The organism is Mycobacterium sp. SMC-13 (assembly GCF_045311035.1).
In the GTDB taxonomy this organism is placed as follows: domain Bacteria; phylum Actinomycetota; class Actinomycetes; order Mycobacteriales; family Mycobacteriaceae; genus Mycobacterium.
Window position 1 is genome coordinate 26,134 of sequence record NZ_JBJIAI010000004.1, and the last position, 12,913, is coordinate 39,046.

Below are 12,913 nucleotides of genomic sequence, written 5' to 3' on the forward strand. Positions count from 1 at the left end.
CGGTGTCACACGAGGCTGCCCCCGGGTCTTTGACGGCCCGCCGTCGCGGCCTCTGGGCGGCGTGCCGGCGCGCCGATGCCCGTTCGGCACCGGCCCGGCCCCGCGGCAAGTACTGGTGGTTGCGCTGGGTTCTGATCGGTATCGCCGTCGTCGTGCTGACCGTCGAGGTCGTGATGGTCTGGGAGCAGCTCGCCAAGGCGTGGCGCAGCCTGTTGTCGGCGACGTGGTGGTGGGTCGCCGCCGCGGCCGTCGCGGCCCTGGCCTCGATGCACAGCTTCGCGCAGATTCAGCGCACCCTGCTCCGGTCCGCCGGTGTCCAGGTCAAGCAGTGGCGGTCCGAGGCCGCGTTCTACGCGGGCAACGCGCTGTCCACCACCCTGCCGGGCGGCCCAGTGCTCTCGGCCACCTTCGTCTACCGCCAGCAGCGGCTGTGGGGCGCCTCGCCATTGGTGGCCTCGTGGCAGCTGGTGATGTCCGGGGCCCTGCAGGTGGTCGGGTTGGCCCTGCTGGGCCTGGGCGGCGCGTTCCTGCTCGGCGCGAGCAAGAACCCGCTGTCGCTGATCTTCACGATCGGCGGTTTCGTGGCGCTGCTGCTACTGGCCCAGACCGTCGCCGCCAATCCGCAGCAGATCGACGGCATCGGCGTGCGGCTGCTGTCGTGGTTCAACTCGCTGCGCGGTAAGCCCGCCGACACCGGGCTGGAAGGCTGGCGCCGCACCCTGAACCAGCTGGAGTCGGTGAGCCTGAGCCGCCGGACCCTGACCGTCGCATTCAGCTGGTCGCTGTTCAACTGGATCGCCGACGTCGCGTGCCTGGCCTGCGCGGCGTACGCCACCGGCGGGCATCCGTCGCTGGCCGGCCTGACTGTCGCGTATGCCGCGGCCCGCGCCGTCGGCGCGATTCCCCTGATGCCCGGCGGGCTGCTCGTGGTCGAGGCGGTGCTGGTGCCCGGCCTGGTGTCCAGCGGCATGACGCTCGCGGCGGCCATCTCGACGATGCTGATCTATCGACTGGTCAGCTGGATCTTCATCTCGGCCATCGGCTGGGTGGTGTTCTTCTTCCTGTTCCGCACGGAGAAGGACTTCGACCCGGATGCGCCCGAAACCCCTTCCCCCGCACCGGGTGTGCCGCCCGCCGACCCCGAGACCTCGCATGATCCCGGGTAGCCGGCCGGCGGCGGCACTGCTGCTCGCCGCCGCGCTGACGTCCTGCACGACGGCACCGAAATCGGTCCAGTCTTCTACTCCCGCAACGACTTCCATAGGCGCCGAGCCGATCGTCACGCCCGTCCTCGTCGACGTCGTGGCCGAACCCGTGCCCGTTCCGGCGACCGACGGGAAGGTGCATCTCGCATACGAGCTGCTGCTGACCAACACCTCCCCCGAACCCGTGACCGTGGATTCGATCGCCGTCCTGGGACCCGCCGGGCCCCTGCTGCAACTGTCCGGCGCCGGCCTCGCCTACTGGACGCGGACCATGGGCACCCGCATCAGCAGCAACGATCTGGCGCCCGGACAACGGTCGATCGTCTGGCTGGACGTCAAACTGGACGCGGGTGGCGCTGCGCCCCAGCAACTTTCACACCGGGTGGTGGTCAAGGTACCCAAGCCGATGCCGCCGCTCGTGCCACCGGTGGTGACCGAGAACGTCGCACCCGTGACGGTGTCCGACCACAAGCCCGTCGTACTCGACCCGCCGCTGCGCGGCTCCGGCTGGCTCGACGCCAACGGCTGTTGCGACATGACGCCGCACCGCATGGCCCTCAACCCGATCGATGGAAAACTCTGGGCCGCAGAGCGATTCGCCATCGACTACGAGCAGCTACGGGCCGACGGGCAGCTGTTCAGCGGGGACCGCGCGAAAACGGACAGCTACCTCTACTTCGGCTCGGACGTGCACGCGGTCGCCGACGGCCCGGTGGTGGCGGTTCTCGACGGCCTGCCCGAGCAGGTGCCGGGTGTCGACCCGACCGGCCTCACGCTGGCGCAGTACGGCGGCAATCACGTCGTCCAGGACATCGGGAACGGAAACTTCGCCTTCTACGCGCATCTGAAGACCGGCAGCGTCAAGGTCAAGCCGGGTGACCGGCTGACCACCGGGCAGGTGCTGGGCAACGTCGGCAACACCGGCAATTCCAGTGCGCCGCACCTGCATTTCCACGTGATGAGCGCACCCGATCCACTGCGCGCGGACGGCCTGCCGTTCGTGTTCCGCTCGTTCCGGCTCACCGACCGACTGGCCAACATGGCAGCCGTCGACGCGCTGGAGGCCGGCGGTCCCGCGCGTCCGGAACCCGGCTTCACCGCCCGCGCCGAAAACAATGTCAGCCCACTGAATCTGGACGTGATGACCTATGACAACTGAGCAGACCACCGGAAATCGCAGTGCCGCACTGGCTTTCCTCACCGACGTGGTGTTGGTGGTGATCTTCTGCTCCATCGGCCGGCGCAGCCACGCCGAGGGCATCACGCTGGCCGGTGTGGCGCACACCAGCTGGCCGTTCCTGACCGGAACCGTGGCGGGCTGGGCGCTGGCGCGGGGCTGGCGCCGCCCAACCGCGCTGAACCCGACCGGGTTGGTGGTCTGGGTCAGCACCATCGTGATCGGCATGCTGCTGCGCAAGGCCTCGGCTCAGGGCGTCGCGGTGAGTTTCGTGATCGTCGCCTCGACCGTCACCGCCGTCTTCCTGCTCGGCTGGCGCGGCCTGGCTCGCCTCCGCAAGTGATTTGTGCACGAAAATCCGCGCCTACCGCGGATTTTCGTGCACAAATCCCGGGTTAGCGGGCGGCGGGGCCGGGGATGCCGCAGCGGTCGCGGATGTCCTTGAGCGGCTGCCGGATGCCCTGCAGCTCCGCCTTGGTCTGCGGGTTGGCGGCCAGGTACTGCTTGACCTTGGCGTGCGCCTGGTCCTTCGACAGGCCCCGGAGGCTGGTGAAGAAGTCGTTCACGTCGGGGTGGGTGAACAGGTAGGCGGAGGTCGAGGCCTCGACGCCCGACTTGACGCCGGCGATGTCCGCAGAGGTGCAGTTGGGCGGCAGGTCGTCGGCGAGGGCCGACGGCACGGCACCGAACAACATGCTGCCGGCGACCGCGCCGGCACCGATGAAACCGGCAACAACGCGTCGCTTGGCCAGAGCGGAAAGCATCATGTGGTCAAACCCCTTCGTCGAGAGCTCCGATGTCGGCGACCAGTACCGATGCCGACACTGGAAGCTAATCAGAAAGTGCGACGACTTTCGCGGGGTGCCGGATAAGGAGCTCCGGGCGCGGCCGGAACTACCGCGCGGCGGGCGCCGACACCGCCTGAGCCGCGGGCACAGACCCCGTCGCCGTCGTCACGCCAGGCAGGGTGGGCGTGAACGGCACGGCGCCGGGCACGCTCGGCATCGCGGGCAACGTGGCGGGCAGTCCGCCACCCTGCTGCGCCGACTGCATCAGGCCCATCAGCTGCGGCAGGGTCAGCGGCAGCTTGCACTGCGACGACAACGTCACCAGCGGCGCCTGCAGGTTCTGCAGCGCGGCGCCCTCCTGCGGGTTGGCATCGAAGTAGGTCTTCAGCGCTGCCAGCGACTGCGGGCCGGGCTGCTGCTGCGAGATGTTCGTCAGCGTCTGGTTCGCGGTGGGGTGCGCATCCAGGTAGGTGCCCGTCGAGGTGGCCACCATGCCGATGGTCTTGGCGACCTGGCTGGCCGCGCACGGATCCTGGCCCGCACCGGCCGACGGAGCCCCGAACGACGTCACCATCACGCCGCCGACTGCAGTTACAGCGAACGCCCCGGCAAGTCCGCGGCGAACCGCCACACTGGTCGTCTTCATGGCAAATCTCCTCACCGGTTTACGGACCAGAGACGGCCATGTAAACACTCGGCAAACACTGTTTTCCCGGGGTGGCGTCAATGGCAGCGCCGGCCTCATCCGGGATTCGGCTCCCGCCATCTTGCCATCGCGGCGCGGCCGGTGACCAATCCACACAGCAAACATCCAGGTCACTGCGGTGTTCAAACCTGGCGTCGCAGCCCGCCATCGGCCTCCGACACCGTTGCCGGCGGGGCCGGCAGTGGCCCGGTTGCAGTTGGATCAAGGTTCCCGTCAGGCGCCTCATCGCCGCTCGCGAGCCGGTCACCCTACCCCATACTGGGGTAGGGTCGGCGGCACGAAACGCCGATCAAAACACTCCGGTGGCAACCGGGACGACCGCAGGAAGAGGGTTCGCCATCCAGCAGTTGATGATGCGGCTGAGCGGTCTGCTGCGGCGCTGGCGCTGGGTGGTCTTCGCCACCTGGCTGTTGCTCATGGTGCCGTCCCTGTATCTCGCGGCGACCCAGTCCAGCAACCTCAGCGGCGGCGGCTTCGAGGTCGCCGGCTCCCAATCGCTGCACGTCCAGCGCGAACTCGAGGACCATTTCCCCGACGAGGGCGCCTCGCCGCTGGCCCTGGTCGCGGCCCCCAACGCCAACGCCACGCAGGAAGACATGACGGCCGCCGTCGACGAGCTCAAACGCATCGCGGCCGGCGTCTCCAGCGTCAAGGTCGTCCCCGACCCCACGCAGGCCGAGCCGCAGGCCGGCAAACCCTACGTCGTGACGTTGCGCCTCGACTTCAACAACAGCGGCGCCGTCGACATCGCCAAGAAGCTCCGCACCGCGATCGGCATCAAGGACGGCAAGCCCGGCCAGACCGCCGACGGCAAGGTCCGGCTGTACGTCATCGGGCAGGGCGCACTCGGCGCAGCCGCCAGTGAGACCACCAAGCACGACGTCGCCGAGGCCGAGAAGTGGAACCTGCCGATCGTGCTGATCGTGCTGCTGGCGGTGTTCGGCTCCCTGGCCGCCGCGGCCATGCCGATGCTGCTCGGCGCCTGCACGGTGATCGTGACGATGGGAGTGGTCTACCTCCTGTCCATCTGGGTCACCATGAGCGTCTTCGCGACGACGACGCTGTCGATGTTCGGTATCGCGCTGGCCGTCGACTATTCGTTGTTCATCCTCATGCGTTTCCGCGAGGAACTGCGCGCCGGCCGCGACCCGGAACAGGCCGTCGACGCGTCGATGGCGACGTCGGGCCTGGCGGTCGTGCTGTCCGGGCTCACCGTGATCGCCTCGATCACCGGCATCTATCTCATCGGCACGCCGGTGCTGTCGTCGATGGCCACCGGCGCCATCCTGGCTGTCGCCATCGCGGTGCTGACGTCGACCACCCTGATCCCGGCGGTGCTGGCCACGTTCGGCAAGCGGGTCGCCAAGCGCTCGTCGTGGCTGCACGTCTCGCGCCGCTCCGACGCCGCGCAGTCGCCGTTCTGGACCCAGTGGACCGAACGCACCATGCGCTGTCCGTGGCTGTCGGCGCTGCTGGCCACCGTCTTCCTGGTCCTGCTGGCGGCGCCGTCGTTCGGCATGCAACTGGGCAACAGCATGCTGCGCCAGTTCTCCCCGACCCACGAGATCCGCAGCGGCGTGGCCGCCGCGGCGGAAGCGCTGGGCCCCGGTGCGCTCGGCCCCCTCCGGGTGCTGGCGACGTTCCCCGATGCGACGGCCTCCGACGCCCAGAACACCGCCACGCTCGACGCGCTGCACCAGACCATGACGCAGGCGCCGGACGTGGCCCAGGTGGCGCCGCCGGTGTTCAGCAACGACAACCGCAGCGCCCTGTTCACGGTCGTGCTGTCGGTCGACCCCGAAGATCTCGTCGCGCGGGACTCGATCACGTGGCTGCGACAACATCTGCCGGGGGTCGCCGGCCCGAACGTCGCCATCGCGGTGGGCGGGCCGACGGCGCTGATCATGGACTTCGACCATCGCGTCGCGAACACCGAGGTGCTGGTGTTCGTCTTCGTGTCGCTCATCGCGTTCGTGATGCTGCTGATCTCGATCCGCTCGGTGGTGCTGGCGCTCAAGGGCGTCCTGATGACGGTGCTGTCGGTGGCCGCGGCCTACGGCAGCCTCGTGATCGTCTTCGAATGGGGCTGGTTCAAGGCGCTCGGGTTCAAGCCCCTGGAGTCGCTGGACACCACCATTCCGCCGCTGGTCCTGGCGATGACGTTCGGCCTGTCCATGGACTACGAGATCTTCCTGCTGACGCGTATCCGGGAACGCTTCCTGCAGACCGGCAACACCCGCGACGCCGTCGCATACGGCGTCAGCACCAGCGCCCGCACCATCACGAGCGCCGCGCTGATCATGATCGCGGTGTTCATCGGGTTCGCGTTCGCCGGCATGCCGCTGGTGGCCCAGATGGGTGTGGCCTGCGCCGTGGCCATCGCGGTCGACGCCACGGTGGTGCGGCTGGTCCTGGTGCCGGCGCTGATGGCGATGTTCGACCAGTGGAACTGGTGGCTGCCCAAGTGGCTGGACCGCCTGCTGCCGTCGGTGGATTTCGAGAAGCCGTTGCCCGCCACCGATACCGGCAGCCTCGTCATCATCCCCGACGACATCTCCGCACTGGGCCCGTCCGGCGCCGAACTGCGCAGCGTCGTCAAGTCGGCGGCCAAGCTGAAAAACCTTGCCGCACAGACGGTCACCGTCGCCGATCCGCTGGCGTTCAGCGGCTGCGAGCCCGGCGAGCAGCAGTACGTGCCACGCGCCGTGCCCCGCCGGATCGCGGCGGCGCCCCCACGCACGGACCGCTCGCGCACCGGGCTGGCGCTGCTGCGGCGGCGCGCGCACGGCCAGTCCCGGTCCGCGTCGGACAACCCCGACGTGCACCCCGTCACCATGTGGGGCGGCCGGCTGTCGGTCGCGCTCGACGCCCTGTCGCTCGACGAGACCGACGGCCCCGCCATCGAGCGCCGCAGCCCCGTGGAGACGACGACGGTGCTGTTGCCCACCGGCGACCGGCTCGAGATCCCGACGGGCGCCGAGACGCTGCGACTGAAGGGCTACCTGATCATGTCGCGCAACAGCGTCCAGGACTACACCGACTTCGTCGATTTGGTCTCCTGCATGGATATCCGGACCGCAGCCGCGGTTCTGGCCGGAATTGACGGGTATTACTGTGGAGAACGGTCGAAGAACCAGTGGGTGGCCACCCAGTTGGTCCGCAGGTTGGCCGACCCGCACCCGTTCGACGACCACGAATCGGCAGATTGGCCCGACGTCAAACAGCGTTGTCTGGCGGTGGCGGTGGCCATGTTGGAGGAGGCGAGGTGACGTTGACATCCGAAGTGAGGGACACCCCTTCTGGTGCCGACGGTCCCGGTAAGTCCACCGCCGCCGGCACCAACGGGGCGCCCACCGTCGCGTTCCCGGCACAGGCCCCCGGCGAGAAGCCCGTCGAGTTCTGGTCGACGTCCGCCATCCGCGCCGCGCTGGAGAACGACGACCTCGCGGTGTGGCAGCGCATCGTCGTCGCCATCAAGCGCGACCCCTTCGGCCGCACCGCCCGTCAGGTCGAAGAGATTCTGGCCACGAGCAACCCGTACGGCATCTCCAAGGCGCTGGCCGAGGTGCTGGCCCGCGCCCGCACGCAGCTCGAAGCCAACGAATGCGCCGAGGTGGCCCGCCAGATCCGGCTGCTGATGGAGCGTTCCGGTCTCAGCGAGACCGAGTTCGCGTCCCGCATCGGCGTTGGCGCACAAGAACTTTCGGCCTACACCGCCGGCACCACCAGCCCGTCGGCCGCGCTGCTGGTGCGCATGCGCCGGCTCTCCGACCGGTTCGCCCGGATGCGTTCCGCCCGCTCGTAGCCACCCGCCGAGAAGGACCAAATGGTCGCTTCTCGCGCGCCGAGACGACCATTTGGTCCCTCTCGAGCGGCCCTACCACCCCTACCGCGACGCGATCGGGGTGACGTCCATGACCAGCCAGCGTCCGTCCTGCTTCGTCAGCGTGACCCGCAGCCCCAACACCGTCGCCCGCGCGGGTTTGTTCGGGGTGTTCTGCGTGGCGCGCATGACCACGGCGACACTGGCGAAATTGGGGCCGATGGTCTCGATACCGGCCGAGATGGTGCTGGCCTGCCCGGCCACCCCACGGCTGGTCAGATCCTTGGCGACCGCGTTGAACTCGTTGCGGTAGGCCTCCGCGCGCTGCGGCGCCATCAACGCCGTGGCGCGGTCGATCGACACGTTCGGCGCGCCGGGCGTGAAGGTCGCCGACGCCTCCGCGACGCTGCTGGCGATGCCGACCACCATGGACATGTCGGCGCTCGTGGTGCGATCCGGCACCGTCCACTTGGTGTAGCCGACGATGGCGGCCGCGACCACGGCGACCGTCGTCAGCCCGACGACCGCGAGCCGCAACCTGGGCGCGTCGTCATCGGTGCCCATGGTGACGCCGTCACGGCGGAACAGCACGAAGTTGACGATCGACGCCTGCAGCACCAGCAGCCCGATGATGGTGCCCACCACGACCCACCACAGCGGCCGCTCCAGGGCCAGCCCGATGTAGACGAGGCTCGCCAGCACCGCGAGCGGCGCCAGGATGTCGAAGACCAGTACCCGCCACGCGTTCCTCATCGCAGCGTCTCCAATCGCGAGATCAGCAACTTGCCGCCGATGTCGGACACTCCGAGGCGCAACCGCCAGCGCACGGTCTGCGGCTTGGCGCCGGCGTTCTGGCTCACGGACGTCGCGATCACGAGCACCGTCGTCGTATCCGAGGAGATGGCCGCCAGCTCGGGCTGGACGGCCGGTTTGCCCTGCTCGCCCGGCGGTGCGTGGTGCAGCGTCTCCAGCGCGACGGACTCGATCTGCCCCGTGGTCTGGCTCTGCAGCTTCTGCACCAGCTGGGTGAACGGCGCGACGGTGGCATCGAAATCGGCGTTGAGCTGGCCGACGGTGCCCTCGTGCAGCTTCGGCACGTTGACGGCGACGTTGTCCTTGGTCATGTTGATCAGCAGGCCGGCCCACTCGGCGGCGGCCTTCATGGCCTGCGCCTCGTGCACGCGTTCCTTGTCGTCGGCCCGGTGCCCCAGGTAGACCCACGTCGCGACGACGACGGCGACGGCCGCGACGACACCCAGCACCGCGGAGACGATGCCGTAGCGGCTGAAGATTCCCTCAGCCTGATCGCTCGGCGCGGCAGCCTTGGCGGCGGGCTTGGCGGCGGTGGCCGCGCCGGCTGATCCGGTGTCTTTCGCTGTGTCTTTCGCAGCGTCTTTTTCGGCGGAGTCTCCGCTGCGCTCGTCGGGCATGGGCGTGAGGCTACCCGCAGCGCCCACCGGCACTGCAGCGGCGATGGCAGGATGGCGAGGTGACTCTCGAAGCTACCTCGCCCCGATCCGGTATCGACCTGAGCTACCTCGACCCCGACGCCCGCCCGCAGGACGACCTGTTCGGTCACGTCAACGGCCGCTGGCTCACCGACTACGACATCCCGGCCGACCGCGCCACCGACGGCGCCTTCCGCCTGCTGGCCGACCGTGCCGAGGAGCAGGTGCGCGACATCATCACCAACGCATCCGGCGCGCCGAACACCGATGCACAGCGCATCGGCGACCTCTACGCGAGCTTCATGGACACCGAGCGGGTGGCCGCCGTGGGCCTGGCGCCGCTGCGGGCCGAGCTGGCTCTCATCGCCGACGCTGCTACCCCAGAAGCGCTGGCCACCGTGCTCGGCGGGCTGCAGCGCACCGGCGTCGGCGGGGGCGCCGGCGCGTACGTCGACACCGACTCCAAGGATTCGACGCGGTACCTGCTGCACTTCACGCAGTCCGGGCTCGGCCTGCCCGACGAGTCCTACTACCGCGAGCCGGCACACGCGGCGGTGCTGGCGGCCTACCCGCAGCACATCGCCCGCATGCTGAGCCTGGTCTTCGGCGGCGACCAGACCGAGACCGCGGCCCGCATCGTCGCGCTGGAGACCAAGCTGGCCGCGGCGCACTGGGATGTGGTCAAGCGCCGCGACGCGGACCTGAGCTACAACCTGCGGCGGTTCGCCGATCTGGCCGACGAAGCGCCCGGTTTCGACTGGGACGGCTGGCTGGCGGCGGTCGGCGCGTCGGCCGATGTGGTCACCGAAGTCGTGGTGCGGCAACCCGATTTCCTCGTCGCCTTCGCGGCGCTGTGGGCGTCCGAGCCGCTCGAGGACTGGAAGGCGTGGTTGAGCTGGCGCGTGATCAGCGGCCGCGCCCCGATCCTGACCGACGACCTGGTGGCGGAGAACTTCGACTTCTACGGCCGCACCCTGTCGGGCACCGAGGCGATCCGGGACCGCTGGAAGCGCGGCGTCGGCCTGGTCGAGAGCCTGATGGGTGACGCCGTCGGCAAGCTCTACGTGGACCGGCACTTCCCGCCGTCCCACAAGGCGCGCATGGATGAGCTGGTGGCCAATCTGCGCGAGGCCTACCGCGTCAGCATCACCAACCTCGAGTGGATGACGCCCGAGACCCGGCAGCGCGCACTGGCCAAGCTGGACAAGTTCACCCCGAAGATCGGCTACCCGGCACGCTGGCGGGACTACTCGACTCTGGTGATCGACGCCGGCGACCTGTACGGCAACTACCTGCGCGGCCACGCCGTCGAGCACGATCGCGAGCTGGCCAAGCTGGGTAGCGAAGTGGACCGCGACGAGTGGTTCATGACGCCGCAGACCGTGAACGCCTACTACAACCCGGGCATGAACGAGATCGTCTTCCCCGCGGCCATTCTGCAGCCGCCGTTCTTCGACGCCGAGGCCGACGACGCCGCAAACTACGGCGGCATCGGTGCGGTGATCGGGCACGAGATCGGGCACGGTTTCGACGACCAGGGCGCCAAGTACGACGGCGACGGCAACCTCGTCGACTGGTGGACCGATACCGACCGCGCCGAATTCGGTTTGCGGACAAAAGCTCTCATCGAGCAGTACGAGGCCTTCACGCCGCGGGCACTGGATGCGGGCCACCATGTGAACGGCGCGTTCACCGTCGGCGAGAACATCGGCGACCTGGGCGGGCTGTCCATCGCGCTGCTCGCCTACGAGCTGTCACTGGGCGGCAAGGAGGCGCCCGTCATCGACGGGCTGACCGGCGTCCAGCGCGTCTACTTCGGCTGGGCCCAGGTGTGGCGCACCAAATCCCTTGACGCCGAAGCCATTCGGCGCCTCGCCGTCGACCCGCACTCGCCGCCGGAGTTCCGGTGCAACGGCGTGATCCGGAACATCGACTCGTTCTACGAGGCGTTCGATGTCAGCACGTCCGACGAGCTGTACCTGGATCCCGCCGAGCGCGTGCGCATCTGGAATTAGCCATACCACGCGAAAACCCCCTATTTCGTTGGAAATAGGGGGTTTTCGCGTTGTCGACGGATCAGCGCGTGCCGGCGCCCGAACCCGAGCCGCTGCCCGTGGACGGCGTCGCGGCCGGCGTCTGCATGCCCCACTGCCAGTCGCCCGCACCGTCGGAGTAGTTGTACAGGCCGACCGAGTTCTTCACGACGATCGGGTCACCACTGCCGAACTGGTCGTAGAACCACTTCGCGTTGTCGGGCGAGAGGTTGATGCAGCCGTGGCTGACGTTGCGCTTGCCCTGGTCGGAGACCGACCACGGGGCGCTGTGCACGAACGCGCCGCTGTTGTCGATACGGACCGCCCAGTTGACCTTCAGCTTGTAACCCTGCGGCGAGTCGACGGGGACGCCGTAGGTCGACGAGTCCATCACGATGTCCGGGAACTTCTCCAGCACGTAGTAGGTGCCGTTCTTGGTCTCGTCGCCGGTCTTGCCCATCGACATCGGGAAGGTCTTCTCCACGACGCCGTTGCGGCTGATGGTCATCTGGTGCGTCGCGTTGTCCGCGGTGGCGACCAGCGAGTCACCGGTGCGGAAGCTGGACTTGGTGCCTGCGGCGTCGATGTTCACGACGGTGTTGGCCGGCCAGAAGGCGATGGGCCGCCAGCGCAGCTGCGTGTCGGTCACCCAATAGAACATGCCGGGCACCGGCGGGTTGGACGAGATGTGCACCGCATCCTGCGCCATCTGCTTGTTGGCGATGGGCCGCGGGAAGTTGATGTAGATCGGCTTGGCCACCCCCACCATGGACCCGTTCACCGGGTTGAAGGTCGGCGGGTTGAACGGCGGCTGGCCGACGAACGGCGTCGGGTTCTGGCCGGCCGGGGTACCCGCCGGGATCGGCTGGGGTTCGCCCGGGATCGGGGCACCCGGGATGACGGGAGCGGGCGCGACGGGCGCGCCCGGAGCCAGCGGGTCACCGACCGGCGGGATCGGCGGCGGCAAGGGAGCCTCCGTGGGGAGACCCGGGTCGATCGGCGCGGCCGCCACACCGGGGTCCGGCGCATCCGGGTCGGCCAGCGCCGACGGGGTTGCGACGGTCATTCCGGCGACCAGTCCGGCCGCCACGACCGCGGTCAGAAGCTTGCTCTTGTTCCACTGCGGCATCCGCCACCTCCAGTTCACAACGGCCCCAGTCTCTCATAGCGCGCTGACCGGCCCCTGCCGCGAAAGCCCGTCACACCCCGATCACGGCCCTGTCGAAGGCCGCTGAACTGCACTGTTGATCGCCCCAGATATGTCGGGCGTTACTCCCACCGGCCGCGGTGGAGACCCCGGAAACGCCACGGGCGGGTGTCCAAGCCCCACGGATCCGCGCACAATCGACCGTGTGATTGTTGCCTTCAGCGTCAGCCCGATGGGTGGTGACGAGTCCGGCGGCGTCGGTGCGGCCGTCGCCGCGGCCGTGCGGGTGGTGCGCGAGTCGGGTCTGCCCAACGAGACCAACGCGATGTTCACGAACATCGAAGGCGAGTGGGACGAGGTGATGGCCGTGGTCAAACGGGCCGTGGACGCGGTGGCGGCGGCGTCCCCTCGCGTCAGCCTGGTCCTCAAAGCCGACATCCGCCCCGGCTACACCGGCCAGCTGACCGCGAAGGTGCAGCGCATCGAGGACGAACTCGGCACGTAGCGCGACCGTGCGGCGGCAAAACCGCTAACACGATCGACACACACCGTGACTGCCGGCGACATCATCGTGCCGACAATCGTC

General features: G+C 68.9%; 12 protein-coding genes. 7 read left to right on the forward strand and 5 right to left on the reverse strand.

What is annotated here, in order from left to right:
• Positions 1–2: 2 nt before the first annotated feature.
• From ACJH6I_RS07840 to ACJH6I_RS07850, 3 genes are read left to right on the forward strand one after another with little or no spacing between them, the layout of a single operon-like run.
• Positions 3–1,166 (forward strand): YbhN family protein, encoded by a 1,164-nt coding sequence (locus tag ACJH6I_RS07840; RefSeq protein ID WP_244872709.1) that lies wholly within the window; start codon positions 3–5, stop codon positions 1,164–1,166.
• Positions 1,153–2,364, forward strand: a complete 1,212-nt coding sequence (locus tag ACJH6I_RS07845; RefSeq protein ID WP_212807934.1) for a M23 family metallopeptidase — start codon at positions 1,153–1,155, stop codon at positions 2,362–2,364. The genes ACJH6I_RS07840 and ACJH6I_RS07845 overlap by 14 nt, the downstream gene beginning before the upstream one ends.
• Entirely contained in the window at positions 2,354–2,725 is a 372-nt protein-coding gene (locus ACJH6I_RS07850; RefSeq protein WP_212807933.1) for a DUF3054 domain-containing protein, read from the forward strand. Before ACJH6I_RS07845 ends, ACJH6I_RS07850 begins: the two co-directional genes overlap by 11 nt.
• A gap of 52 nt (positions 2,726–2,777) precedes the next feature.
• On the opposite strand, the gene ACJH6I_RS07855 is transcribed toward ACJH6I_RS07850, so the two are convergent.
• Together ACJH6I_RS07855 and ACJH6I_RS07860 are read right to left on the reverse strand one after the other, a co-directional pair.
• Positions 2,778–3,149: a heme-binding protein gene (locus ACJH6I_RS07855; RefSeq protein ID WP_212807932.1), complete on the reverse strand. Its 372-nt coding sequence runs from the start codon at positions 3,147–3,149 to the stop codon at positions 2,778–2,780.
• Between the two features lie 127 nt (positions 3,150–3,276).
• The gene (locus ACJH6I_RS07860; protein ID WP_212807931.1) at positions 3,277–3,816 is read right to left on the reverse strand and encodes a hemophore; all 540 of its coding nucleotides are present in this window, start codon (positions 3,814–3,816) and stop codon (positions 3,277–3,279) included.
• 410 nt (positions 3,817–4,226) lie between these two features.
• On the opposite strand from ACJH6I_RS07860, the gene ACJH6I_RS07865 reads away from it, so the two are divergent.
• Both ACJH6I_RS07865 and ACJH6I_RS07870 read left to right on the forward strand, forming a co-directional pair.
• Positions 4,227–7,145, forward strand: a complete 2,919-nt coding sequence (locus ACJH6I_RS07865) for an MMPL family transporter (RefSeq protein WP_135357940.1) — start codon at positions 4,227–4,229, stop codon at positions 7,143–7,145.
• On the forward strand, positions 7,142–7,681 hold the full coding sequence (locus ACJH6I_RS07870) for a helix-turn-helix transcriptional regulator (protein WP_135357928.1): 540 nt from the start codon (positions 7,142–7,144) through the stop codon (positions 7,679–7,681). The genes ACJH6I_RS07865 and ACJH6I_RS07870 overlap by 4 nt, the downstream gene beginning before the upstream one ends.
• An 81-nt stretch (positions 7,682–7,762) precedes the next feature.
• On the opposite strand, the gene ACJH6I_RS07875 is transcribed toward ACJH6I_RS07870, so the two are convergent.
• Complete coding sequence (locus tag ACJH6I_RS07875) at positions 7,763–8,452, reverse strand: hypothetical protein (RefSeq protein WP_212807930.1); 690 nt, start codon at positions 8,450–8,452, stop codon at positions 7,763–7,765.
• Positions 8,449–9,129, reverse strand: coding sequence for a hypothetical protein (locus ACJH6I_RS07880; protein WP_135357930.1), 681 nt, complete (start codon positions 9,127–9,129; stop codon positions 8,449–8,451). Before ACJH6I_RS07880 ends, ACJH6I_RS07875 begins: the two co-directional genes overlap by 4 nt.
• A 59-nt stretch (positions 9,130–9,188) precedes the next feature.
• Between ACJH6I_RS07880 and ACJH6I_RS07885 the strand changes: the two genes are divergently transcribed.
• Positions 9,189–11,162 carry a M13 family metallopeptidase gene (locus tag ACJH6I_RS07885; protein ID WP_406783907.1) on the forward strand — a complete coding sequence of 658 codons (1,974 nt, stop codon included), beginning with the start codon at positions 9,189–9,191 and terminating at the stop codon, positions 11,160–11,162.
• A 61-nt stretch (positions 11,163–11,223) separates the two neighbouring features.
• On the opposite strand, the gene ACJH6I_RS07890 is transcribed toward ACJH6I_RS07885, so the two are convergent.
• The gene (locus ACJH6I_RS07890) at positions 11,224–12,309 is read right to left on the reverse strand and encodes a L,D-transpeptidase family protein (RefSeq protein WP_061006520.1); all 1,086 of its coding nucleotides are present in this window, start codon (positions 12,307–12,309) and stop codon (positions 11,224–11,226) included.
• A 223-nt stretch (positions 12,310–12,532) separates the two neighbouring features.
• Between ACJH6I_RS07890 and ACJH6I_RS07895 the strand changes: the two genes are divergently transcribed.
• On the forward strand, positions 12,533–12,832 hold the full coding sequence (locus tag ACJH6I_RS07895) for an MTH1187 family thiamine-binding protein (RefSeq protein ID WP_061006521.1): 300 nt from the start codon (positions 12,533–12,535) through the stop codon (positions 12,830–12,832).
• The last annotated feature ends 81 nt before the right edge of the window (positions 12,833–12,913 follow it).

What these genes read in the sequence shown, in the direction of transcription:
- ACJH6I_RS07865 (WP_135357940.1), top strand. Translation starts at nt 4,227, where the DNA reads ATGATGCGGCTGAGCGGTCTGCTGCGGCGCTGGCGCTGGGTGGTCTTC.
- ACJH6I_RS07850 (WP_212807933.1), top strand. Translation starts at nt 2,354, where the DNA reads ATGACAACTGAGCAGACCACCGGAAATCGCAGTGCCGCACTGGCTTTC.
- ACJH6I_RS07855 (WP_212807932.1), bottom strand. Translation starts at nt 3,149, where the DNA reads ATGATGCTTTCCGCTCTGGCCAAGCGACGCGTTGTTGCCGGTTTCATC.
- ACJH6I_RS07845 (WP_212807934.1), top strand. Translation starts at nt 1,153, where the DNA reads ATGATCCCGGGTAGCCGGCCGGCGGCGGCACTGCTGCTCGCCGCCGCG.
- ACJH6I_RS07860 (WP_212807931.1), bottom strand. Translation starts at nt 3,816, where the DNA reads ATGAAGACGACCAGTGTGGCGGTTCGCCGCGGACTTGCCGGGGCGTTC.
- ACJH6I_RS07875 (WP_212807930.1), bottom strand. Translation starts at nt 8,452, where the DNA reads ATGAGGAACGCGTGGCGGGTACTGGTCTTCGACATCCTGGCGCCGCTC.
- ACJH6I_RS07880 (WP_135357930.1), bottom strand. Translation starts at nt 9,129, where the DNA reads ATGCCCGACGAGCGCAGCGGAGACTCCGCCGAAAAAGACGCTGCGAAA.
- ACJH6I_RS07890 (WP_061006520.1), bottom strand. Translation starts at nt 12,309, where the DNA reads ATGCCGCAGTGGAACAAGAGCAAGCTTCTGACCGCGGTCGTGGCGGCC.